The sequence below is a fragment of the Pseudomonadota bacterium genome (assembly GCA_039024915.1).
Lineage (GTDB): Bacteria > Pseudomonadota > Alphaproteobacteria > Rhizobiales > MH13 > MH13.
Genome location: JBCCPK010000001.1, coordinates 329,186 through 351,724, shown reverse-complemented (window position 1 = coordinate 351,724; position 22,539 = coordinate 329,186). Strand labels below are relative to the sequence as shown.

20 protein-coding genes are annotated in these 22,539 nt (G+C 60.3%); 13 read left to right on the top strand and 7 right to left on the bottom strand.

Annotated elements, in window-relative coordinates; genetic code table 11:
- Nucleotide 1: 1 nt before the first annotated feature.
- Both AAF739_01700 and AAF739_01695 read right to left on the bottom strand, forming a co-directional pair.
- A complete protein-coding gene (locus tag AAF739_01700; protein MEM6381359.1) occupies nt 2-751 on the bottom strand; it encodes a hypothetical protein in 750 nt (249 codons plus the stop codon).
- 68 nt (nt 752-819) lie between these two features.
- A complete protein-coding gene (locus AAF739_01695; protein ID MEM6381358.1) occupies nt 820-1,836 on the bottom strand; it encodes a tripartite tricarboxylate transporter substrate-binding protein in 1,017 nt (338 codons plus the stop codon).
- 129 nt (nt 1,837-1,965) lie between these two features.
- Between AAF739_01695 and AAF739_01690 the strand changes: the two genes are divergently transcribed.
- From AAF739_01690 to AAF739_01680, 3 genes are read left to right on the top strand one after another with little or no spacing between them, the layout of a single operon-like run.
- On the top strand, nt 1,966-3,057 hold the full coding sequence (locus tag AAF739_01690; protein MEM6381357.1) for an isocitrate/isopropylmalate family dehydrogenase: 1,092 nt from the start codon (nt 1,966-1,968) through the stop codon (nt 3,055-3,057).
- On the top strand, nt 3,054-4,088 hold the full coding sequence (locus AAF739_01685; protein ID MEM6381356.1) for a Gfo/Idh/MocA family oxidoreductase: 1,035 nt from the start codon (nt 3,054-3,056) through the stop codon (nt 4,086-4,088). Before AAF739_01690 ends, AAF739_01685 begins: the two co-directional genes overlap by 4 nt.
- Nucleotides 4,088-4,765, top strand: a complete 678-nt coding sequence (locus AAF739_01680) for a GntR family transcriptional regulator (protein MEM6381355.1) — start codon at nt 4,088-4,090, stop codon at nt 4,763-4,765. The genes AAF739_01685 and AAF739_01680 overlap by 1 nt, the downstream gene beginning before the upstream one ends.
- A gap of 206 nt (nt 4,766-4,971) precedes the next feature.
- On the opposite strand, the gene AAF739_01675 is transcribed toward AAF739_01680, so the two are convergent.
- The 3 genes from AAF739_01675 to AAF739_01665 are packed head-to-tail and all read right to left on the bottom strand — an operon-like array spanning nt 4,972 to nt 7,371.
- Entirely contained in the window at nt 4,972-5,526 is a 555-nt protein-coding gene (locus AAF739_01675; GenBank protein MEM6381354.1) for an AAA family ATPase, read from the bottom strand.
- On the bottom strand, nt 5,523-6,437 hold the full coding sequence (locus AAF739_01670) for an ROK family protein (GenBank protein MEM6381353.1): 915 nt from the start codon (nt 6,435-6,437) through the stop codon (nt 5,523-5,525). The genes AAF739_01675 and AAF739_01670 overlap by 4 nt, the downstream gene beginning before the upstream one ends.
- A 37-nt stretch (nt 6,438-6,474) precedes the next feature.
- On the bottom strand, nt 6,475-7,371 hold the full coding sequence (locus tag AAF739_01665) for a tagatose-bisphosphate aldolase (protein MEM6381352.1): 897 nt from the start codon (nt 7,369-7,371) through the stop codon (nt 6,475-6,477).
- Between the two features lie 145 nt (nt 7,372-7,516).
- On the opposite strand from AAF739_01665, the gene AAF739_01660 reads away from it, so the two are divergent.
- The 5 genes from AAF739_01660 to AAF739_01640 all read left to right on the top strand — a co-directional run bounded on the left by AAF739_01660 (nt 7,517) and on the right by AAF739_01640 (nt 12,303).
- Nucleotides 7,517-8,260 (top strand): SDR family oxidoreductase, encoded by a 744-nt coding sequence (locus AAF739_01660; GenBank protein ID MEM6381351.1) that lies wholly within the window; start codon nt 7,517-7,519, stop codon nt 8,258-8,260.
- Between the two features lie 158 nt (nt 8,261-8,418).
- Nucleotides 8,419-9,390: an ABC transporter substrate-binding protein gene (locus AAF739_01655; protein MEM6381350.1), complete on the top strand. Its 972-nt coding sequence runs from the start codon at nt 8,419-8,421 to the stop codon at nt 9,388-9,390.
- On the top strand, nt 9,387-10,400 hold the full coding sequence (locus AAF739_01650) for a ribose ABC transporter (GenBank protein MEM6381349.1): 1,014 nt from the start codon (nt 9,387-9,389) through the stop codon (nt 10,398-10,400). The genes AAF739_01655 and AAF739_01650 overlap by 4 nt, the downstream gene beginning before the upstream one ends.
- Nucleotides 10,397-11,137, top strand: coding sequence for an ATP-binding cassette domain-containing protein (locus AAF739_01645; GenBank protein ID MEM6381348.1), 741 nt, complete (start codon nt 10,397-10,399; stop codon nt 11,135-11,137). Before AAF739_01650 ends, AAF739_01645 begins: the two co-directional genes overlap by 4 nt.
- Before the next feature lie 41 nt (nt 11,138-11,178).
- Nucleotides 11,179-12,303, top strand: coding sequence for an ROK family transcriptional regulator (locus tag AAF739_01640; protein MEM6381347.1), 1,125 nt, complete (start codon nt 11,179-11,181; stop codon nt 12,301-12,303).
- A 24-nt stretch (nt 12,304-12,327) separates the two neighbouring features.
- On the opposite strand, the gene AAF739_01635 is transcribed toward AAF739_01640, so the two are convergent.
- The gene (locus AAF739_01635) at nt 12,328-13,581 is read right to left on the bottom strand and encodes a class II D-tagatose-bisphosphate aldolase, non-catalytic subunit (GenBank protein MEM6381346.1); all 1,254 of its coding nucleotides are present in this window, start codon (nt 13,579-13,581) and stop codon (nt 12,328-12,330) included.
- Nucleotides 13,578-14,537: a sugar kinase gene (locus AAF739_01630; GenBank protein MEM6381345.1), complete on the bottom strand. Its 960-nt coding sequence runs from the start codon at nt 14,535-14,537 to the stop codon at nt 13,578-13,580. Before AAF739_01630 ends, AAF739_01635 begins: the two co-directional genes overlap by 4 nt.
- Before the next feature lie 352 nt (nt 14,538-14,889).
- Between AAF739_01630 and AAF739_01625 the strand changes: the two genes are divergently transcribed.
- From AAF739_01625 to AAF739_01605, 5 genes are all read left to right on the top strand, one after another.
- On the top strand, nt 14,890-15,912 hold the full coding sequence (locus AAF739_01625; protein ID MEM6381344.1) for an ABC transporter substrate-binding protein: 1,023 nt from the start codon (nt 14,890-14,892) through the stop codon (nt 15,910-15,912).
- Between the two features lie 27 nt (nt 15,913-15,939).
- A complete protein-coding gene (locus tag AAF739_01620) occupies nt 15,940-18,150 on the top strand; it encodes an iron ABC transporter permease (protein ID MEM6381343.1) in 2,211 nt (736 codons plus the stop codon).
- A gap of 10 nt (nt 18,151-18,160) precedes the next feature.
- Nucleotides 18,161-19,180 (top strand): ABC transporter ATP-binding protein, encoded by a 1,020-nt coding sequence (locus AAF739_01615; GenBank protein ID MEM6381342.1) that lies wholly within the window; start codon nt 18,161-18,163, stop codon nt 19,178-19,180.
- 7 nt (nt 19,181-19,187) lie between these two features.
- Nucleotides 19,188-19,994 carry an inositol monophosphatase family protein gene (locus tag AAF739_01610; protein MEM6381341.1) on the top strand — a complete coding sequence of 269 codons (807 nt, stop codon included), beginning with the start codon at nt 19,188-19,190 and terminating at the stop codon, nt 19,992-19,994.
- Between the two features lie 351 nt (nt 19,995-20,345).
- Nucleotides 20,346-22,373: an AAA family ATPase gene (locus AAF739_01605; GenBank protein MEM6381340.1), complete on the top strand. Its 2,028-nt coding sequence runs from the start codon at nt 20,346-20,348 to the stop codon at nt 22,371-22,373.
- Nucleotides 22,374-22,539: the final 166 nt, after the last annotated feature.

Here is a 22,539-nt window from a genome sequence, read left to right as displayed (position 1 = left end):
GTCAGTCCCTCCACAGCGGGCGAAGGGTGACATAGTAGTGGTACTCGATCTTGGTGAACAGCAAACCCGTTCGCGCCGGCACATTCTGGCGAAAGCCGAATGCCATCGCCGTCACAAGAATGACCGGCGCGAGCACGGAGACGAACGGGATAAACCGCGTCACGCGCGATCCTCGCCCCATCCACAGCACGACGCCGGTCAGCGCAACCCAGCAGGTCAGCGTGACCCAGTCATCGGTGTGTGACCGCCAATCAGCTTGGGCGGGGAAGAACACGAGCGCAAAGGCTGCCGGTGCCGCCACGAACGCCATCGCGATCAGTGCGCGTGCGCGAAACCCGCCGTGGAAACCAAAGATCAGGGCGGTGATCAGAAGACCGGTGCAGACGATGAAGTCCACCCGTGGCACCAGTCCGGCGATGTAGCTTGCGATGATGATCACAACCGCGGCTGCGCGCCATGCTTCCTGCGCGTTCCAGCCAAGGCCGATGGCGGACATGGCCCGCGCTGCTCCACCGGCCCGGATGGACGTCATCAACAGAACCAGTGCGAGAACCAGAAGACCTGAGAAGATCCCCAAGGGAACGATTGCAGCCGAGTTGTACCAAGCTGCGCCGCTAACGCCCGCCCGGTTCTCTCCCAAGATGGGGATGGTAAGCGTTTCGGCGAGGAAGAATAGTGACAGCCCAATTAGAACGAGCGCTGCCCAAAAGTCGCGCGTGCGCAACGTTGCGATATCGTTGCTTTCGGCCATCGACGCGTCTCCGTGGCATGCCGACGCGCGCAACCATCATCGCGCGCGTCAGGTGTCTAGGGTCTCGATCAGGGCGCTTCAATGCCCAGCGAGGATGGATCGACGGTCGTCGCTCCCAGTTCCTGCAAGGTGTAGGCAAAGTTGGATTCAAGCGTGGAGAATATTTCCTGAGCGTCCTCACCATGGGCGCCGGAGACCGCGTAATTGTTTGCGGCGGCCCACTCCGCGACGGTGTCACTTTGAATCGCTTGTGAGAAGGCTTCGCTCAGAACCTGCTTGACCTCATCAGGCGCAGAGTCATGAACAGCAAAGCCGATCGCTTGCATAAGCGGCAGGTACTGGTCGAGCCCATCATACATGTCGAAGGCCGATGGAACGGTCATCCCTGCGATCTCAACGCTGTCCGGTGTGAGCATGGCCAGCGGCAACAACTGTCCACCTTCGATCAGAGCTGCCTGCTCGGCAAGCGAGGTGACCACAAGCTGAACTTCTCCCGCGATCGCCGCCTCCTGGCCCGGAGCGGAGCCTTGATAGGGCACGAATAGAAACTCAGCATCTGCTCCGTTCTGCAGGGCAAGTAGGTTGAGGTGGTGAATGGAACCTGCGCCACTGGCGGCGGCGGGGATCGTACCTGGAGCTGCCTGTGCTGCCTCTATGAGCTCTTGGAGGGTTTCATGCGGGCTGTTGGCTGGCACCGACACGAGGTCCGGTGATCCACCGACGATGAACGGGTACCAGTAATCGAAGCGTTCGGTCCAACCGCCTTGAACGGCAGCTGTAACGTTTGATTCTGATAGGCCAACCAGCGTGTAACCATCGTCTGGCTGGTTGGCGACGTAGACCATCCCGTTGGATCCAGCGACGCCACCGGTCTGGTTGATCACATTGATCGACACCGGAAGGAATGCCTCCATCTCGGCCATGATCATGCGGTTGATGGTGTCGGTACCACCACCCGCTCCCCAGACGACGGCCGTGGTTATGTCGCGGAATGGATATTCCTGAGCGGTGGCAGTTGTTGCCGCGGAGCCCAGTGCGACCGCGCTGATCGCCAGTGCGGCAACCGTATTGATTTTCTCAAACATTGACGTTTCCCCTCATTAACGCATTTTGTATTGCATTATTTTGTGTATGCATTAATGTATGCGTTGTCAAGTTGACATTCGCCACGTACCTGTCATTCCCGACTGCAGGCGACCTACAGAGAAGAAACCATGGCTAAGACTTTTGAGATCGCGGTTTTCCCCGGTGATGGGATTGGTCCGGAGATCATGGCGCCAACCCTCGAGATCCTCCGTGAGATACAGAAGGGTGCCAAGAGTTATGGCCTCAATCTCGTCAGCCTAGCTGCAGGTGCGGGGCATTACGCTCAAACGGGCGCATCTCTTCCGGACCAGTCGCTGGACCGTGCGCGTCGATCGGATGCCATTCTGCTGGCGGCCATGGGGCTGCCCGATGTCCGCTATCCTGACGGTACCGAGATCACGCCGCAGATCGAACTACGCATGCAGCTTGATCTGTTTGCCGGTGTGCGGCCGGTTCGCATTCGCGCAGGACAGGCCAGCCCCTTACGGATACCAAAAGGCAAGGCGGTTGATTTCGTTTTGATACGTGAGAGCACCGAGGGTTTGTTCTTCTCGCTGGGCGCGGGGCAAGTCAGCGAGAACGAAGCGCGGGAAACTCTGCGCATAACCAGGACAACATCAGAAAAGCTCTTTCGGTTTGCCTTCAACCTTGCAGCAGACCGCAAGGCGAACGGTGACGGTCCAGGCCGCGTGACATGCGTCGACAAGGCAAACGTCTTTCGTGCCTTCGCCTATTTCCGGCAGCTGTTTAACGACGAGGCCGTCAACTGGCCGGCCCTGACCGCCGATCATGCGTATGTTGATGCGGCGGCGCTGTGGATGATCGAAAAGCCCTGGTCTTTCGACGTCATGGTGACCGAGAACATGTTCGGGGACATTCTGTCGGACTTGGGAGCGGGCTTGATGGGCGGTCTCGGTCTGGCCCCGTCGGCGGATATTGGTGAGAACCACGCTGTCTTTCAGCCATGCCACGGGTCGGCTCCTGACATTGCGGGCCAAGGCATCGCAAACCCGCTCGCGATGATCTTGTCTGCTGCGATGATGTTGGAATGGCTGGGCACCCAGCACGACCTCAGTGAGATGCGTCGCGACGGCCGAAAGCTGCGTGACGCCGTTGACGCCGTGATCGATGAGGCGTCCACACTCACCCGCGATCTGAAGGGGCGGGCGACCACAAATGAGGCGGCTGAAGCGGTATTGAGCGCTCTCTTCGTCTCATGAACCCGCAGCCCGTCGATGAAGTAACGGTCGCCTGTGTCGGCGCGGGCTACTTCAGTCAGTTCCATATCCGCAGCTGGTTACGCATGCCCAGCGTCAAGCTCGTTGGTGTATGCGATCAGGATATCGCGAAGGCGCAGGCAACCGGCGTTGCCTCGTTCGATGACCTGCCAGCGATGCTCAAGAGCCAGAACCCCACGGTGCTGGATATCATCGTCCCACCGGCAGCTCAGGCTCAAGCTATCTCGACCGCCCTTGCGCACGGCGTGAAGTGGATCATCTGCCAGAAGCCATTTTGCCGATCACTTCACGAGGCACGCACGATTGTCGCCAAAGCGCGACAGGCCGATGCTATCCTTGTGATCCACGAAAACTTTCGCTTTCAACCCTGGTATCGGTGCATCAAGTCAGCGATTGATGACGCCCTGATCGGTGAAGTGTTGCAGATGACCTTCAGACTGCGGCCGGGCGATGGTCAGGGTCTTCGCGCTTACCTCGACCGTCAGCCCTATTTTCAGTCCATGGAGCGGTTTCTGGTCCACGAAACGGCTGTGCACTGGATCGACACCTTCCAATATTTGTTCGGTGAGTTGGTCGCTGTTTACGCTGATCTGCGGCGTCTAAACCCTGCTATCGCAGGCGAGGATTCGGGGCACATTCTGTTTGATCATGCCAGTGGGGTTCGGGCGTTGTTCGATGGCAACCGTCTGCTTGACCACGCCAGTGATAACCCTCGCAGGACTATGGGTGAGGCGTTGATCGAAGGCACAAAGGGTTCGATCGACCTGCTTGGTGATGGCTCGGTCGGCCTGCGCCGTTTCGGACGCTCCAGTCGTCAGATGATCCGTTCCCCAGATACGAGCCCGGAGTTTGGCGGGGATTGCGTCCACGCGCTTCAAAGTCACGTTATCGAGGGAATTGTTGATGGCAGCGCGGTCGAGAATGCGGCGCAGGACTACCTGAAGGTTATCGAAGTCGAAGAGGCGATCTATAAGTCTGCCGAAACCGGACAGAAGCTAGAACTGGCAATGTGATGGACGCGCAGACCGAAAAAACCCAATCAAACTCCCAGCGGGCCGCAGCCGCGATCAGGGAATTGATATTCTCCGGCGACCTGTCCCCCGGTTCCGACCATCTGGAATCCGAACTCGCAGATCGACTGGGAATGTCCCGAACGCCGGTTCGCGAGGCCGTCGTCATGTTGGAAGGGCAGGGCCTGTTGTCGGTGCGCCCGCGCAAGGGCGTTCGCATATTACCGATCTCTCCCAACGATATGCGCGATATCTACGATGTCCTGACCGCGCTTGAAAGTCTGGCTGCTGAGAATGCCGCCAAGGCTGGGTATCAAGACGAGGACCTTGCTGACCTGACAGATGCCATCGAGCGCATGGACCGGGCCATTGCTCGCGAGGACCGACAGGCTTGGGCCGTGGCGGACGATGACTTCCACCGCGAGCTTGTGCGCCTAGGCGGCAATAGCCGTATCGAAGAAATCGTCGAGCGAATGAGCAACCAGGTTCGTCGAGCCCGTTGGGTCACGCTTTTTGTTCGACCTTTGCCGTTGAAATCTAACGAGGATCATCGGGCCGTGAGCGATGCGATCCGCAAGGGAGACGCCGAGCAGGCCAGAACCCGCCACCAGCTCCATCGCATGCATGCGCGCGATGTCCTGGTGGAGTTGTTATCGGGCATGGGCCTCAATCGGGTTTGAAAGATGACCATGAAGCTTGGTTGCAACGGCGATGATTTCACAGGTTCAAGCGACCTTGCCAACACGCTTGCAAAAGGCGGTTGTCCGAACGTCTGATAGAGACTTGGAAGCCAAGCAGCACCCGGCGACCACGGCGTGAACAGTCTTCAAATGTTCCTTTTCGATCAGAACAAAGCCGGTTTGCAGCCTGCTGCCATCCTTGTCTATCAGAAAGAACTGGTCGCCAGATGTGCCAAGACGCGCGCAAAACGCACTTGATCAAGTGGCCTTTCGGTGTCGATCTCAATAACCGGCCCTAAGCCGAGCGGTTTGGCCTTTTCGGCCAACGCTTGAAGTTCCAGCGCATAAGAGGCTGGCGGGTGGCCCGTTCGCCGTTCATCAGCGCGAGCCCTGTAACGCTCCGCCGCGCACTGTGGTGAGACCTTGCACCAAATCTCAACGCAGCGCTCGATTTTTGCCATGCTGAGGCGTTGTTCAACGATCTCGGTCGGCTGAAAGCCGTGCCATGCATCCACCACGGGTACGACCTCATCGGGAAAAGCGGCGATGCTCGAAAAGATCGCTTCATAGCTTGCGCGGCCAAGCATACGGTTGTGCTCCCGGTCGCCCGTGCCAACATGATTGAAGAGCGCCTCCTTGACCACATCCAGGGTCAGAGGGATCGCCATGACACTATTCGTTTGTAAGTAGGCGACCAGGCTGGCAGCCACCGTTGATTTGCCGCTTGCGGGCACGCCATTGATGAGCACCGCGCGCTTCATGCCCGTGCTGCCATGCGTTGTGATAGGGGGAAGCAATGCAGCCCCGCGCCGATCACGCCCGCATCATCCTTCAAGATGGCGGCCTCGACCGGCACCTCAAACCACGCGCTGCGCTGCTCGGTTCTTTGCAGCGCTTGGACCATCTGCTCACCTAGCCCACCGCCGATGATGATCAGCCGCGGATCAAACGCCGAGGTCAGCGTTTCAAGCGCACGCTGAAACGGCACGCTCCAACGGTCCAGGATGTCGGAAGCGATGCTGTCGCCCGCTTGAGCGCGCGCCAACAGATCGCTTGCCCTAAGGTCCTCGGGGAGGCCTGCTTGCTTGATGAGGGCGCGCAGTGCGGTCCCAGAGCTGTAAGTCTCAACGCAGCCATAGCGACCGCAATTGCATCGCACGTCGCCCGGTTCGCCGTCCGCGTTCCCTACAACGATGTGACCGAACTGCCCGGCGAGGCCACCGCCATACCACGGCATCTCATCGTGAACGATTGCCCCACCAATTCCGGTGCCGATCGTTACCATCAGGATGAGCCCGTCCTTCAACTGCGGTCGCCAATGCACCTCCGCGATCAAGGCCATCAGAGCGTCGTTTTCCAAGGTCGCTGGTAGACCATGCGTGCCGTCGAGAAGGCCAACAAGGTCGAGGCCCGCGATATCAAGGTAACCTGCGGATAGAATGCGATTGTGGTGAGCCTCAACCCGACCGGGTATGCCGACCCCAACGCCGATGCAGCTGGCATCCTTTACGCCGCCGACCATTGCGCTGATCTGTCGGGCGAACTCTTCGCGGCCCCGCTCAACCTTTTCAATGCGATGCTCAAGGATGCTTCCAGAGGCATCGATGCGCGCTGCCCTGATGTTGGTGCCGCCGACATCCACGCCGATTGCCGTGCGCGCAGGCGTGTTCATCGATGGTGACCAGTCGGCGATCGCACGCCGCGGTACGTCATGCGTAGCGCTGCAAAATCGCCTGGATTTCAGCCAGACGAGCGCTCGCGATGGTCTCAAGGCGGTCGGCGAGCACAGCATCATCGAGCGATATGCAATCCTTCCAAAGCGCACGCCCAGCGATGACACCCGAAGCCCCGTTCTGCATGGCAGTCTCAACCTGGCCAAGGAAAGTCTCGTGATCGACACCCGCTGAGAGAACGGCCCAGGGTATGCCGTTGCACAGATCGGTGACTTTCCGGCACGCTTCCGCATGACCCGGATAGGGTAGCTTGAGGACCTTGGAGCCCAACTCGATGCAGATCTTCGTGCCGCCAATAATCAGGTCAGGAAAGGCCGCCGCGTAGTCCGCATCGCTCTCCCCTTCGAGCTGATAGGTCAAGAACTCCACCACAAGCAGAAGGTCTTCGGTGGCGAAGTCTGCCACGCACTGACGGATCGTTTCCATGTTAGCGGTATTGGCGTTGGGCGTGTCCGAGCGCAGATACACCATCAGTTTGGCGCCTGTTCCGCCCAATTCACGGACCCGGCGCGCGGTTGTTCCGGGAACCAGTTTGGAGATCCGGAAGCCATTTTCATCGGTGTCCCAGCCTGACGCATCAAGTCCAATCAGAAGGGCGGTGTCTCGTGCCAGTGTGCCGTCATCGACCACGTCAGGTACCGCGCACACCGCATCGAGGAGGATGCAGGACGCCTTGTTGGCCAGATGCCTGACGATCCCCGATTTGACGTGTCCGAGGGTCTTCTCATCAATAGCTGATTGCGCTTCTGGCGTGTCTGCAAGGACCTTGCGCATCCCGCCGCGCTGATCGGCTGCAACCACCATCATCATTCCGTTCTGGGCGCAGATTTGTTGGTATCCGCGCCGCTCGGCGGTCGTCATTTCATGGGTCATGCGAACGTTCGAAGCTCATGTAGCATTGCTTTTGTTTGCAGGTCGCTATGCTATGGCCAACCGACAAAGGCAAGCTGCGGGGGCTCTTGCCACGCGATAAAACCGGCCATCCATGGTGGCAAACAAGAAGAAAGGGAGGGCTTTGATGGCGTCTTCTGCAAGCGGTCTGAACATCGCTGGACCCGTTCTGGTAACCGGCGCAAGCGGCGGCATTGGCGGTGCCATTGTCCGGCATCTGACCAGCCTTCAAGTCCCGGTAATCGCCAGCGGCACCGATACGGACAAGCTCAACGCACTGTCGAAGGAAACCGGAGCACAGGCGCTGGCGTTTGATGTTACCAGCGAAGACAGCGTTCGCGAGGCTTTGGAAGGCCTCGATCTGTGGGGCGTCGTCAACTGCGCGGGCTTCGGAGGCGAGATCGCGACGCCGATGGATACCGACATCGAGATTTTCGACAAGGCAATTGCGATCAACACGCGCGGGGCGCTGCTGGTCACCAAATATGCCTCGCAGACGATGATCCGACTGGGTCAGGGCGGCGCGATCGTCAATGTTTCCAGCCAAGCCGCGCTGGTCGCCTTGAAGGGTCACATTTCATATGGCGCATCGAAGGCGGCCCTCGACAACATCACACGGGTATCCGCTCTCGAACTGGGCAAGCACGGCATCCGGGTCAACGGAGTTCATCCCACTGTTGTCATGACCCCAATGTCGGCTTGGTATTGGGGACGGCCAGATATTGAAAAGCCGTTCCTTGAAGCGATGCCCCTTGGGCGTTGGGCCACTGAGGATGAGATCGCGGCACCGGTCGCTTTCCTGCTGTCTGATGGGGCATCCATGATCACCGGAGTCGCGCTTCCCATTGATGGCGGTTACACCGCCTGCTGAGCCGCTGGCCGTAACGGTCGCTGCGTTCTGGACAATTTGTAAAAGAAGGATACGATGTCGGAAGGTGGTCGTGTCGAGCTCACGTTCAGACCGCCCCGGCCATGTGCCGAAAACAACAAGAATGGCCAAAGGCCAGCTATAAAACGGAGGAAGTCAGCATGCGCAATTTCATGAAGGCCGCAGTGTGCGCGGCAACGCTGGGTTTGGCGGGGCCCGCCGTCGCCCAGGACGACATCAATATCACGTTGGTGCCGGGTCTCACAACGGACGCCTTTTACATCACCATGAACCGCGGCGCACAAGCTGCCGCTGAAGCTCTCGGCATAACCGTGAATTTCCAGGGTGCCGAAGAGTTTGATCCCGTGCTCCAGACCCCTGTTCTCGACGCTGTGATTGCGCGCGGTCCCGATGCCATTTTGATTGCGCCGACCGACACCACGCAGATGATCGAGCCGCTGCGCCGCGCCCATGAAGCCGGCATTCCCGTCATCACCGTCGACACCTTCATCGACGATGGCCTGTACCAGGATGGTGCTGGCGATGGCGACTTCCCAATGGCTTATGTCGCTTCCGACAATGTCGGCGGTGGCCGCATGGCCGCACGCTTCATGGCGGAAGCGATTGGTGGCGAAGGCACGGTGTACGTGTCGAACGTGCGTCCGGGTATCTCGACCACAGACCAGCGCGAAGAGGGCTTCAAGGCTGAAATGGCCGAGAATTTCCCGGGCGTCACCGTGTTGGACACGCAGTACAACGAAAACGATGCTTCGCTTGCGGCATCGCAGTTTAGCGCCGTGTTAGCACGTAACCCCGACGTCAGCGGCGTTTTCGGTGCCAACCTGTTCTCCGCCCTCGGCGCGGGTAACGGCGTTGAAGCGGCAGGGGCAGCCGACAACGTGACCGTGATTGCGTTCGATGCGCCGCAGAGCATTGTCGATAATATCTCCACCGGCTTGGTGGACGCGGCCATTGCGCAGCATCCCGCGGAGATCGGTTACTTCGGTGTCATGGCCGCCTATGCCGTCTTGACGGGTAACTCGGTACCGACCTCCATCGGTACCGGCTTCACGGTCATCAACGCTGACAATGTGGACGATCCGGATATCGCTAAGTTCATCTACTCTGAATGAGCGATATATCTGCACAAAAACCAGTAGGGGCTTCGTTTCTGAAGCCCCTTTTGGGCGCGTGGTCATGGATCTTTCTGCTCGCGATCCTCGTTTTCTTCGAGCTGTATGCGCGCGCTGAAACCGGGCAGACATTTCTCTTCCGGGTCTACAACATCCAGTCGATCGCGATCGCAGCCTCTCAGATTCTGCTGCTGGCTCTGGGCCTGACGCTTGTCATCGTGGCAGGGCACATTGACCTGTCGATCGGTTTCACGACCGGCCTTTCGGCCGTCGTCATGGCGTTGGTGATCCGCGTCGCGGGGCCAGATTCCGGGTGGGGAATTGTCATCCTCGCCATGCTGGTCGGAACGTTCGCCGCCGTCATTGTAGGCCTCGTCAATGGCTGGCTCGTGGCTATCCTCAACGTGCCAAGTTTCATCGGAACTTTGGGAACATACGGCGTCGCGCGCGGCGGAGCGTTGATCGTCGCCGGTGGTGCAACCGTTTCCATCCGAAGCGATGAGGCTCGGGCCTTCGGCAACGGCGATATTCTGGGGTTTCCCGTGCCAGTGGTTGTCGCTGCTGTGCTGGCGTTTCTTTGCCATTACCTTCTGGCACACACCCGTTTCGGGGTGCACACCTACGCGCTGGGGGCGAACCGTGCCTCGGTTGAGCGGGCCGGCGTTGACGTCAAGAAGCATCTGATCTGGCTTTTCGTGATCTCGGCCGTGACAGCCGGTGTGGGCGGATTGGTCTACACCGGACGCTTCTCTGCCGGTGCAGCCAATGCGGGTGAGCCGATCTTGCTGTACGCGGTCGCCGCTGTGTTCATCGGCGGAGCATCCCTGACGGGCGGACAGGGGACGATCACGGGAACGGTCATCGGAGCGTTCATCATCGCTGTCATCCAATTCGGTCTCGTCTTCTCGGGTCTGCCGCCCTACTGGCAGTTTGTCGCCGTGGGCCTCGTGATTATCGTCGCCGTGCTTGTCGATCAGTCGCGAGACAAACTCACCGGCGCACAATCATGACGCCGATCCTCGAAGCTCGGAACCTGAACAAACGCTTCGGCGGCAACGAGGCCGTGAAGGACGTCTCCTTTGGCGTCAACGCGGGCGAGTGCGTGGTGCTTGCGGGTGATAACGGGGCCGGGAAATCAACGGTCATCAAGATGATCTCTGGCGTACACACGCCGACAGGCGGCGAAGTTCGGTTCCAGGATGAACGCCTCACCGGTAAGACACCGAACGCAATACGGCAGACCGGGATCGAAACGATCTACCAGGACCTAGCTTTGGCCGACAATCTCGACCCTGGCCTCAATCTCTATCTTGGTCGTGAGGCTACGCGCCGCTTTTTGGGCATTCCCGTCGTCGACCGCCGGACCATGCGAGAGACGGCCAAGGAGGTGCTCAAGGGACTGGGGATCGTTATCCCTGATCCTTCGGCTCCGGTGCGCGATCTTTCAGGCGGGCAGAGACAGGCGATCGCGATCGCGCGGGCTATTCATTGGAAAGCCAAATTGGTCATCATGGACGAGCCGACCGCCGCCCTTGGGGTCCCCGAGCAACGCGAGGTCATGGCGCTGATCGAGAGGCTCAAGTCCCAAGGTGTTGGCATCATTCTGATCTCGCATAATCTGCCGGATATCTTCGCGGCGGCGGACCGCATTATTGTGCTGGCGCGCGGGATCGTGGCGGGCGAGCGCAGGCCGGCAGACACCAATGATGAGGAGATCGTGCGGCTGATGATGGGAGCTACTGGTTAAGCAGCGCCTTCGTCTGCTCCCTTTGGCAGGAGCCTAACATTATGAGGCGGCGTTCAAAGGCTGAGGCCAATCTGTTGCAGAGCCTTGCACAGCAAGGTCCGCAAAGCCGGGCAGATCTTGGCAGATCGATCGGGCAGACCCGCGCGACCGCGGGCAACGTCGTCGCGCGGCTGCTGGAAGAAGGCATTGTACGGACCGCAGGCTCGGCTGAGCACGATACGCACCGCACCATTGGTCGCCCAGGCGAGCGCGTGTCCATCAACCCCGACCACTGTCACGTCATCGGAGTTGATGCCGGCATTGGTTTCGTCATCGCGCTGCGAATGGATCTTGCTGGCACCGTTGTGGCCGCCGAACAAATCAAGACCGAAGACAGGGCGCCCGCAGCTATGCTGGATCGTGTGGTGTCACTTGTGCAGGAGGTCGCGATAGGCGCGCCATCTATCGGCGGGGTATCGGTTGCGGTGCCGGGTATCATCACCCGCGAAGGCTATGTCATGCGCGCACCTTTTCTTGGATGGAAAGATGTGTCCTTCCGCGATCAACTGGCTCGCCATTTGGGTGATTATGGCCCGCTCTCGCTTGAAAACGATGCGAACGCACTTGCAATGGGCGAGGTCATTCGCGGCCATGTCGCGCCCGACGAGATGACCATCGTGCTGTCCATGGATGTTGGCGTGGGCGGATCCATTCTCAGCGGCGGCAAGCTGATGGATGGCCAGTCTGGGCTTGCGGGCGAGTTTGGCCACATGTTCGTGCAACCAAGCTCTGCCGAAGCGCCTGTCAGGCTCGAGAATTTCATTGGCCGCTTTGCCCTTTTGGCGCGTTATGGTGCGCTGGGCGGCGAAGGCGTTTCGCTTGACGCTTTTGTTGACGCGTTAGACCAAGGCGAGCGCGCCGCACGGCAAGTTCAACACGAATGGGTCGAGGTTCTCGCCCAGGCTCTGTCCACGATTACCAGCGTCCTGAACCCCGGCAGTCTCGTTTTCGGCGGACCCCTCACGACGCTCTTGGAACGATCGCTTCCGCTGCTTGACGAAGCCTACGAGGGATTGCTCATGCATGGCACGGCCAAACCCCGCTTTGTGCTGCTCCCCTTTGCGCAGCATGCCGTTGCACGCGGATGCTGCGATCTGCGGCGCGAGGCGATCTTCTCCATGGTGTGAAAGCAGATAGCTAGGATCTCCCGATCAGCCATGCCCCGCAGCTTGGAAGTACCGACGGACGCTTGTCTGGATGTGCCGCTTGATCAGCTCTGTTGGATCCGACGTAAGCGCGCCGAACGCGAGGCCCATGAAGGCTTGCGATATCTCGGTTTCGGCGATGCGTTGAGCCTCGAGTAACGACATCAACTCATCGAGCGCTTCTGCAACCGTGGCGTCCGACCAGTAGTAGCGAATACGATCACTGTAACTGAAGACCTTCAGTGTCTCCACTTCGCGCGCGTTGCCCCGATAATAGTCCCTCCAGTGTTGCGGCGTTTTTTGCATCGCGTCCATCACCACCGCGCGCACATCGCGTTTTGGTGGCTGTTCGCTTTCAGCCGCGAGCCTCGCCAGCGCCCACACCGCTTCGCGAAAACGGAAGGTCAGCTCCGGTCCCACTTTGAGAAAAAAGAAGTGTGCGTCGACCAGCGCCGACAGAGCGTCATCGCTTTGGTAGTCCGTTGAATGCGCTTCAAATGTCAGGCCCGAATGCTCAGCAATGGACTGCGCAAGCGGCTGCGCCTTTTCCGGTTTAAACGGGTAGACCGAGGTGTGACCAAAATCGACACCCGGCTGGGTCACCACGGACACGATGCGCTCCCACGCTCCATTCAGTCCGCGGGCGTTCCACGCTTCCTGATGCGTTGAAATCGTCTGATGAAAGCGCTCAACGGAGGTCACGTCTAGCGCATCAGGTTCGTCAATCTCACCGCCGGGTATGGGGACCTCAGTCCCGATGACATAGATAAGCTTGCCGGGATCGGGAGCGTGCGCTTCGGCCACTGCGCACAGGTCAGCTGCGCGGTTCGCAATTTGCTCAAAGCTTGGGTCAGGTTCGCCGCCGCAGGCCATACTGGCATCCAAATGGATCTTGGTGAACCCGGCCTCAGCATACAGCCGCACCATCTCGCCTGCCTTGTCCATTGCCTCATCCACGGGCCGCGCGCGCCACGGGTTCGGGCCGAGATGATCGCCGCCCAAAATGATCTGGTCCATCGGTACCCCGGCATCGGTAGCAAGCTCGTCTAACCAGGCCTTGAACTGCCGCGGGGCGAGGCCCGTGTAGCCACCATCCTGATTGACCTGGTTGCAGGTGGCCTCAATGACCGTTGGCAAGCCGGTGGCGGCCGTTTGGTCCAGAACCGCCCTCAAAACATGTTCGTTGGCCGTGCAGAAGCACGGCAGACCTTTGCGAGCGCCCAAGCGGTTCGCTTCGATGAGACTGCGAACGACGCTCATGCACTTAGGCCCGGCTGATCCGCGTGAGCAAGGAAGGCTGCGATCTCCTGCGGCGTGGAATTGCCTTCCATTGGCCCAAGCCGCGTGACGGCAATTGCGCCCGCTGCATTGGCCTGCCTTCCGGCTTCTTGAAGTGGGACGCCCTGGGCTAAGAGCGCCATCAGAGTCCCGCAGAAACAATCGCCGGCCCCGGTTGGGTCGACTTCGTCAACGCGGTGCGCGTCATACTCGTATGGCCCATCTGGCCCTATGACCGTGGCGCCTTTGTCGCCGCGTTTAACCGCGACAATCTGTGCGCCGTTTTCCAACAGGTGCGCAATCGCGGTGTCTTCGCTCATGTCCGGATAAAGAAACTGCAGATCACTGATGCTGGGCAGGACATAGGTGCTGCGCCCGACCACATCCATGACAGCAGCTTTGGCGGCTGCGTCACGCATCAACTCGGGCCGCGCATTGGGGTCACAGCTGATCATACCACCGGCATCGCTGACCGCGTCGACCGCTTCCATGATCTTCTCTCGCAGACTTGGTGCGCCCAAAGACGAGGCCGAGACATGCAGGATCGTGTCGTCTGCCCTCAGCTTTGCCAGCGGAATTGCGAAGCGGTCGGCCGCCGTTCCTGGCAGATGGAAGATGAATGTGCGCTCTCCGCTATTGTAGTAGGACACGAACGCGACCCCCGTCGCATGATCGGGTGAGACAGTAATGCCCTCGGTACCGACACCATCGGTCCGCAGGCGCTCCAGCACACTACGCCCAAAACCGTCATCTCCAACGCCGCCTATAAGCTGCGCCCTTGCGCCCATCCGCGCAGCCTGATCGAGAAAGATCGCCGGTGCACCGCTCGGATAGGGCCCGGAATAGCGCGCCACCCGCTCCAGACCGCAGTTGCGCTCATGAGAGACAAATTCCACAAGGATTTCGCCAACAGTTACAATGCTTTTCGTGGGGGGCATGATCGGCTCCTCCGGCTCTCTTGGGCGCACCATACCCATGGCAAAAGCAGCTGCCCACCGTCACACAAATTTGGGTGTGGTAAACGGTAGGAAAACCATCGGCGTTTTTGCATGTGGGTCTGTACTGATAGAGCATTGCAGTTGGGAGTGGGCGCCTACAGGGCACAGCCTGACTCGGTTCTTGTTGAAACCGATCTCCCCCGATTTAAGGCCGTCTTGCCCAAGCCCGGTACGATTCCTGCTCTCCGGTTGAGCGCAACGCACCTCGAAGTTCCTTTCGGGGCTTGCGCCTGTTTGCGGTGTGCGCCTTTATGCGCGTCATAAAAACCAAAACACCATCCGGGAGACAATTATGACAAAGACACCTCTGCTGCTCGCGGCACTGATGGCGGGGACTGCGACGCTTGTACCGACGACAGCCGCTCAGGCGGACGAACTGGTACTTTACTGCTCCGTCCAGGAGGAGTGGTGCCGGGCGATGTCGGAAGCCTTTGAGCGCGAAACCGGCATCGAGGTTCTGATGACCCGCCGGTCTTCGGGTGAAACGTTCGCACAGCTCGCTGCAGAGGCTGAACAGCCACGCGGGGATGTCTGGTGGGGTGGAACTGGCGATCCACATTTGCAGGCCGCGCAAGAAGGCCTGACGATGGAGTATCGCTCCCCAATGCTCGACCAGTTGCAGGACTGGGCCGTGCGTCAGGCGGAAACCGCTGACTTCAAAACCGTCGGAATTTACGCCGGTGGCCTCGGATTTGGATACAATTCCGACTTGGTGGAAGACAATCCGCCGTCTTGCTGGGCGGATCTGCTCGATGAACGCTTCGCCGATGACGTGCAGGTCGCCAATCCCAATTCGTCTGGTACAGCTTATACGCTGCTGGCTACTGTCGTGCAGTTGATGGGCGAAGACGAAGCGTTTGAGTTCCTTGCCCAGCTCCATACCAATGTTAGCCAGTACACCCAGTCAGGCTCGGCCCCGATCCGCGCGGCCGCAACCGGCGAAACCGCCATCGGTATTGTATTCATGCACGACGCTGTCGCACAGACAGTGCAGGGAGCGCCCATTCAAGCCGTCGCGCCGTGCGAGGGCACAGGCTACGAGGTCGGTTCAATGTCTATTGTTGCGGGTGGTCCAAATCCGGATTCCGCCAAAGCCTTTTACGACTGGGCCCTGACGCCAGAAGCACAGGAAATCGGCGCGACGGCCAACAGCTTCCAGATCCCATCGAACGTCAACGCGGCGACCCCTGACGCGTCGCCTCGTCTGGAGGATATCGAGCTGATCGATTACGATTTTGCGCTCTATGGTTCGAGTGAGGAGCGCACCCGTCTGCTCGCCCGCTGGGACGATGAGATCGGCTCTCTGCCGCAGTAAGACCACCCGTTTGAGCGGCGTCGCGAGGTGGAAACGCGAACCATAACATCGGACCGAGCCGGAGCAATCTGGCTCGGTGCACTCGTGGCGTCGATGGTTCTGTTGCCTTGGTACAAGGCGCAGGCACTTTGGGCGGGACCGGCGACCTCGGCGCTTTCTGAAGCGCTAGGCGGTCACGGCTGGTTATGGCCTATGCTTGCCGTCATCGCGGCGCTTTGCTTGCTGGCGACACGCCGCAAATGGCAGGCAAGTGATGCTGCGTTGGGTCTCGTGGTCGCGGCGATTGCCCTCTATATTTGGCAGGCGTTCTCCGTTGGCCTTCGCGGCCCGAATGCTGCCTGGTTGGGCGGCGTGTTTCCCGATGCACTCCAAGGTCAAACCGGCCTTGGGTGGGGCGGTTTCATCGCAGGCGCCATGCTTGTAGGCCTCCTGTCCGATATCTTCGCCGCGCGCGGATTTTGCCGCGGCGAACGTTTCGCGTCTCTCGCGATCGTCGGCATCGTCGCCGCGCTGACGACCTTTGTTTTCTTTCCGATCCTTAAGCTTGGGCTCGCCGCCTTCATCGACGTTGATGGCAATCTGGCGCTGGTGACTTTCGTCGAACGGCTGATTGCACCCGAACTCTGGGGCATGGCGTGTTTTTATAGCGGCCTGCGGTGCGGCGTTGTGGTCAACACCGTGATACTGGGAGTCCTGTCGGCGACCCTTGCGACGGCACTTGGCCTTGCGCTCGCCCTGTTGGTCAACCGCACAGATTTCCGCATGAAGCGGGCCCTAAGGGCGGTCTCTATCCTGCCGATCATTACCCCGCCCTTCGTGGTCGGCGTCGCCATTATTGTCCTTTTTGGCCGCACAGGGCTGGTCACGGGCTGGGGCGCGGATCTTCTGGGCGTAAGGCCATCGCGCTGGGTCTACGGATTGCCCGGCGTTTTGATGGCGCAGGTTCTCGCGTTCGCGCCCATCACCTTTCTGGTTCTTCTATCCACGCTGGAAGCAATCAATCCTACGCTTGAGGAAGCGGCGCGCACGCTCGGTGCGCGGTCCATGAAGACTTTCAGAACGGTCACCTGGCCGCTGCTGCGACCGGGCTTAGCGGCGGCATTCCTGCTGGCCTTTATCGAGAGCCTCGCCGACTTTGGTAATCCAATCGTTTTGGGCGGTGGCTTCGAAGTTCTGTCGGTGAAAATATTCTTCGCCGTTGTCGGTGCGCGCTACGATCTGGGCAACGCGGCGACGCTTGCCATGATCCTTCTGGGCCTGACGCTCATCGCCTTCTGGTTGCAGATGAAGTGGATGGGCAACAAAAGCTACGTCACGGTGACCGGTAAGTCGGACGCTGGCCTCGCGGCGCCGTTGCCTCCGATCCTCAAAATCGGTGTATTCGCCGTCGTTATCCCCTGGGTCGTGTTCACGTTGGCGGTCTACATTATTGTCGCCGCCGGCGGCTTCGTCACCGACATCGGTCGTTGGGACCTGACACCAACCTTCAACCATCTGGTCACCGCGTTCCGCTTCGAGATCAACGAGGAAGGTTTGCGCCTGTTCGGTTCAGCATGGGACTCCATGCTGACGACCCTTTGGGTTTCAGGCCTTGCCGCTCCACTGACAACTTTGGTGGGCATCCTGACGGCTTGGCTCGTCGCTCGGCAAGACTTTGCCGGCCGCCGAGCATTTGAGTTCGGTACCATGCTCTCTTTCGCGATCCCCGGCACCGTGGTCGGCGTCTCGTACGTTGCGGCTTTCAACGTGCCACCGGTTGACATGACCGGGACGGCGGCAATCCTCGTTATCTGCTTTGTCTTCCGCAACATGCCGGTTGGTATGCGCGCGGGGCTCGCCGCGCTGGCGCAGATCGACAAAAGTATGGAGGAGGCGAGCCAAACCATGGGCGGTGGCGGCCTGACGACCTTGAGGCGGGTCGTCCTCCCGCTCATCAAGCCTGCCGTGTTCACGGCACTGGTCTATTCGTTCGTGACGGCAATGACGGCGGTTTCGGCGGTGATATTCCTCGTTTCGGCGCGCCACAACATGGCGACCGCATACATTATGGGCCGCGTCGAGGCTGGGGAGTACGCACTGGCTATTGCCTATTCGGCCACGCTGATGATCGTGATGATTGTCTGCGTTGCGCTCATTCAGCTGCTTGTCGGCACCCGCAAGCTGGGCCGACGCAAGGAACTGCAGGGGCGCTCGCCGCCATCAGATGATGCGGCTTCGACCGCCGTTCCTGCAGAGTGAAGGCCGTTTCATGACTGAAAGCGCCATCGAGTTCGTCGACGTGGTCAAGCGCTATGGGGCAACCACTGCCGTCGACCGCATCAACTTCTCCATCCAGAAGGGGGAACTGGTGACATTTCTGGGGCCCTCAGGTTGCGGGAAAACGACGTCTTTGCGGCTCATCGCTGGTTTGGAGCTACCGAGCGAAGGGCAGGTGAAGATCGCCGGCCGCGATGTCAGCCGGGACCCGGCCTCGGAGCGCAATGTCGGAATGGTGTTCCAATCCTATGCTCTGTTCCCGCACATGAGCGTTTTGGACAACGTTGCCTACGGCCCGACGATCCGGCGCGTTACCAAGGCAGACGCGCAAAAACAGGCGCGGGATATTCTTGAGCAAGTTGGTTTGGGTGGCTTACACGAACGCCTGCCGTCCGAGCTGTCGGGTGGTCAGCAACAGCGCGTTGCGGTTGCCCGCGCCATCGTTCAGCAGCCCGATGTCCTGCTGTTCGATGAACCGTTATCAAATGTTGATGCAAAGCTGCGCCGAAAAGTGCGCGCTGAAATTCGTGAGCTGCAACAGCGTTTCGGTTTGACGGCCGTTTACGTCACCCACGATCAAGAAGAGGCGCTTGCAGTTTCCGACCACATCGTTGTGATGAAGATGGGCAAGATCGCCCAGATTGGTACGCCCACCGAGCTTTACGAACATCCGACCTCGACGTTTGTCGCCGACTTCATCGGGGACGCAAACCTTATCCATGGTCATGTCCATGGCGGTACATTCAGCGCGGCTCATCTTCATCTTCCAGTTGATGCGCCCGATGGCGCAGTAACAGCAACCATTCGGCCCGAGCGAGTAGGCCTTGTAGCGGGTGGGGCAGCTGAGGTTTTGTCGGCCACCTATCTGGGAAGCCGCGTTGAATATGCGGTTCAGGATGAGGGGATCGAGTTTCTCATTTCCCGGCCGATTTCGGAGCCTCGCTTTGATGCTGGGGACGCCGTATCCCTGGCGCTGGACCCTGAAGACCTGATCTTGGTTCACGAGGACTGACTTGCCGATGACCGACCCCGTCGCCGCGCGCGAGCAGCTGGCATCAGCGCTGGCAAAACGTGCTGGCCAGCTCGCGCTTGACTATTACTCCAACCGAGACAGCCTCGAGATCGAAACCAAAGCAAGCGCCTTGGATTTGGTGTCCATAGCTGACCGTGCCGTCGAAGACCTCATCCGTGATGGGATCAAAGCGGCCTTTCCGGATGATGGCATCGTGGGCGAAGAGGGCGGCGCGGCTTCGGGCTCAAGCGGCTACACGTGGATCATCGATCCGATTGACGGAACTGTCCCCTTTCTGATGGGACTGCCGCACTGGTGTGTCGTCATCGCGGTGGCCAAGGGGTCGGAAACGCTGGTCGGCATTATCGAGGTTCCCTGCATTGGCGAGCACTTCGCCGCCCGAAAGGGGCAGGGCGCACGCTTGAACAGTTCTCCGCTCAAGCTCGATCCATCGAAGCGCATCAATCAAGTTCTGGTCGCTGTGGGCGCGAACGATCGTGCGGATCGTGCGGTGGTAACCTCGATCATGGACGGGCTGCTCGCCAGCGGCGGCATGTTTTACCGCAACGGCTCGGGCGCAAATATGTTGGCCAACGTGGCTGCGGGGCGTCTAGGTGGCTACATTGAGCCAGAAATGAACAGCTGGGATGCGGTCGCAGGTCTCTTGATGATCGACGAGGCGGGAGGCGTCATCCAGCCTTTCGCCGCCGATCAGGCACCGGGCCCGGTTCTTGGAGCCGCTCCTGGCGTTTGGAACGACCTCGAAGCGATCGCCATCAGATCCATGGGCTGGCCTGACGCCAATACACGCTGAGGCCTCGATAGCTCATATGGGCCACGGGACAGAATGGGAGCTGTGACCGAGCACGCGGCCCGCGAAGACTGAGTTGAGGTTGCGGCCCACAGGGTCAAGCTGCCGTTTTCTGAAAAGTGGTGCCCAGGGGCGGAATGCAGAAACCTATAAAAATCAGATAGATAACGGAAAGTGGGACACCAAAATGTCCCATGATTTCTCAGGGTTTTTCGGGAAAAGTGTCCCACCAAAAAGCCCCGCCAACTCACGACAATCGACCTGAAACGGAAACCGCCGCCCAGGGGGATGACCTGGACGGCGGCAAGACCGATTGGGACTCACGCGGGTCCTGCCAAACCGGAGAGAAGAAGCATGACCAGCGCGGTATCTGAATACCACACTCGACAACCGAAGAGCAACCCCAACATGGCCGCCGCGCTGAAGCTCGCCCGCGCTGGTATCCCTGTTTTCCCGGTGTCACAGGACCGCAAGCCGCTGGTGAAGTGGAAGGACGCGGCGACGGCGGACGCCGCCCAGGTGCGCCGCTGGTGGGACCGCTGGCCCGACGCCATGTTTGCCATGCCAACGGGCGCGAAAAGCGGCGTGAGCGTCCTGGACGTGGACATGAAGAATGGGAAAGACGGCCACGCTGCCCTTCGGTCCCTGGGGCTTGACCCCGACGCCCTGAGCCATGTCCGCGTCCAGACGCCCAGCGGCGGAAGTCACATCTATTTCCGGCACCGGAAGGGCCTGACCAATTCGGCGTCGAAGATCGCAGACGGAGTCGATGTGCGGGGCGAAGGCGGCTACGTCCACGCCATGGGCGCGGTCAACGGAGAGGGCGTCTTCGAAGTTCTGGACACACATATCGCCGACGACGTGCTGGGGCTGCCCGACTGGCCCGACGCGCTGAAGCCCATGCGGCGCGCGGAAGAGCCGGTGAAGCCCATGGCCCCGGACGCGAGCGACCATGACCGCGCCTGGGCGCGGCGGGAACTGGACGACGTGTGCGCGGCCCTGGCAGACGCAGAACCCGGCGGGCGCAACCATGCCTTGAACGACGCGGCCTTCCGCCTGGGCGGCGTCGAAGCCCTGGGGCTGCTGGACGCGAACGAAGTCGGGTTCCGGCTCTTGGCCGCCTGCGCGGCGAACGGGCTGCTGAAGGAAGACGGCAAGGAAGCCTGTCTGGCCACGATCAAGAGTGGACGGAAGACGGGCCGCAAGGTCCCGCGCTATCCCCCGGACCCGGAAGTCAATGAAGACGACTTCGACGACCTGGACGCCGACGACGATCTGGATGGCGAGATCGCCCGCATCCTGGGCCTGGACGACCCTACGCCCGCGAAGCCTGGGAAGCTCACCTTCAGGACGCCCGACGAATGCGCCGCTGAAGCCCCGCAAGGCTATGTGGTGAAGGGCCTGATCGCGCCTGGGCAAATCGGCTGCATCTTCGGCGACCCTGGGGCGGGCAAGAGCCTGATCGCCCCCAGCATCGGCTATGCCGTCGCCCAGGGACGCGAGACGTTCGGACTGCGGACGAAAGAAGCGTCCGTCTTTTATGTGGCCGCCGAAGACGAAGCGGGCATGGGCTGGCGTGTGCGGGCGCTCAGGGCCGCCCATGGCAGCGCCCAGGACTTCAAGCTGGTGGGCGGCGTGTCCAACCTCTTCGCCCAGGACGCGCCCGATCTGAAGGAACTGCGGCGCGCGGTGAAGCGGGACCGTCCCGGCCTGATCGTGATCGACACCTTGGCCATGACCTTCCCTGGGCTGGAAGAGAACGACGCGAAGGGCATGGGCCGAGTCGTCGCCGTCGCGCGGGCGCTGACCAAGTGGGGCGCGGCGGTCATTCTGGTCCACCACGGGACGAAGGCGGAAGGCAACACGCCGCGCGGCCATAGCGTCTTGAACGGCGCGCTCGACATGGCCTTGCACCTGACGGCGAAGGACCAGAACGGGATAGTCCGGGGCAGACTGACGAAGAACCGCAACGGCCCGTGCGATCTGGACATTGCCTTCACCATCGGCGTTCACGGGTTCGGCCCCGACGACGACGGCGACGAAATTCAGGCGGCGTTCGCGGACGAATTGCCCCCTGGGGCGGCCAAGACGACGCCCAGTTTGTCGCCCACCGAACGGGCGGTCATGGCGGTCGTCGGACGACTAGCGAACGGCGCGGCAAGTGTGGACAGGACGGCCCTTCGGGACGCGGCCATAAACGACGCTTCAGTTTCAACTTCGGATCGTCCCGCCAGCCGTAAGGACACGTTCAACAGGGCATTGCGAGAACTTGTGCGGAAGAACGTGATCGAACTGGCCGAGTCTAAAGTGTCCCTGGTGCGAACGGGGGACGATCTGACGGACGATTTTGACGACTTGGACGAAGGGGAGACGGACCCGTGAAACCGAGACAGACCGAGACAAAGGCGAGACAAGTCTCGATTGTCTCACCCCGGCATTGCGGCGGGAGGCGAGACAGACCGAGACAAGCCCCTTTAGGGGCTGTCTCGTTGTCTCACCCGCTGCCCCGTGAACCAGAAGCATTCTGGCAATCTCTGGAAACTCTGGA

Coding starts and splice junctions, on each gene's coding strand:
- AAF739_01695 (MEM6381358.1), bottom strand. CDS start 1,836: ATGTTTGAGAAAATCAATACGGTTGCCGCACTGGCGATCAGCGCGGTC.
- AAF739_01605 (MEM6381340.1), top strand. CDS start 20,346: ATGACCAGCGCGGTATCTGAATACCACACTCGACAACCGAAGAGCAAC.
- AAF739_01680 (MEM6381355.1), top strand. CDS start 4,088: ATGGACGCGCAGACCGAAAAAACCCAATCAAACTCCCAGCGGGCCGCA.
- AAF739_01610 (MEM6381341.1), top strand. CDS start 19,188: ATGACCGACCCCGTCGCCGCGCGCGAGCAGCTGGCATCAGCGCTGGCA.
- AAF739_01700 (MEM6381359.1), bottom strand. CDS start 751: ATGGCCGAAAGCAACGATATCGCAACGTTGCGCACGCGCGACTTTTGG.
- AAF739_01665 (MEM6381352.1), bottom strand. CDS start 7,371: ATGACCCATGAAATGACGACCGCCGAGCGGCGCGGATACCAACAAATC.
- AAF739_01640 (MEM6381347.1), top strand. CDS start 11,179: ATGAGGCGGCGTTCAAAGGCTGAGGCCAATCTGTTGCAGAGCCTTGCA.
- AAF739_01615 (MEM6381342.1), top strand. CDS start 18,161: ATGACTGAAAGCGCCATCGAGTTCGTCGACGTGGTCAAGCGCTATGGG.
- AAF739_01675 (MEM6381354.1), bottom strand. CDS start 5,526: ATGAAGCGCGCGGTGCTCATCAATGGCGTGCCCGCAAGCGGCAAATCA.
- AAF739_01690 (MEM6381357.1), top strand. CDS start 1,966: ATGGCTAAGACTTTTGAGATCGCGGTTTTCCCCGGTGATGGGATTGGT.
- AAF739_01660 (MEM6381351.1), top strand. CDS start 7,517: ATGGCGTCTTCTGCAAGCGGTCTGAACATCGCTGGACCCGTTCTGGTA.
- AAF739_01645 (MEM6381348.1), top strand. CDS start 10,397: ATGACGCCGATCCTCGAAGCTCGGAACCTGAACAAACGCTTCGGCGGC.
- AAF739_01650 (MEM6381349.1), top strand. CDS start 9,387: ATGAGCGATATATCTGCACAAAAACCAGTAGGGGCTTCGTTTCTGAAG.
- AAF739_01625 (MEM6381344.1), top strand. CDS start 14,890: ATGACAAAGACACCTCTGCTGCTCGCGGCACTGATGGCGGGGACTGCG.
- AAF739_01685 (MEM6381356.1), top strand. CDS start 3,054: ATGAACCCGCAGCCCGTCGATGAAGTAACGGTCGCCTGTGTCGGCGCG.
- AAF739_01655 (MEM6381350.1), top strand. CDS start 8,419: ATGCGCAATTTCATGAAGGCCGCAGTGTGCGCGGCAACGCTGGGTTTG.
- AAF739_01630 (MEM6381345.1), bottom strand. CDS start 14,537: ATGCCCCCCACGAAAAGCATTGTAACTGTTGGCGAAATCCTTGTGGAA.
- AAF739_01670 (MEM6381353.1), bottom strand. CDS start 6,437: ATGAACACGCCTGCGCGCACGGCAATCGGCGTGGATGTCGGCGGCACC.
- AAF739_01635 (MEM6381346.1), bottom strand. CDS start 13,581: ATGAGCGTCGTTCGCAGTCTCATCGAAGCGAACCGCTTGGGCGCTCGC.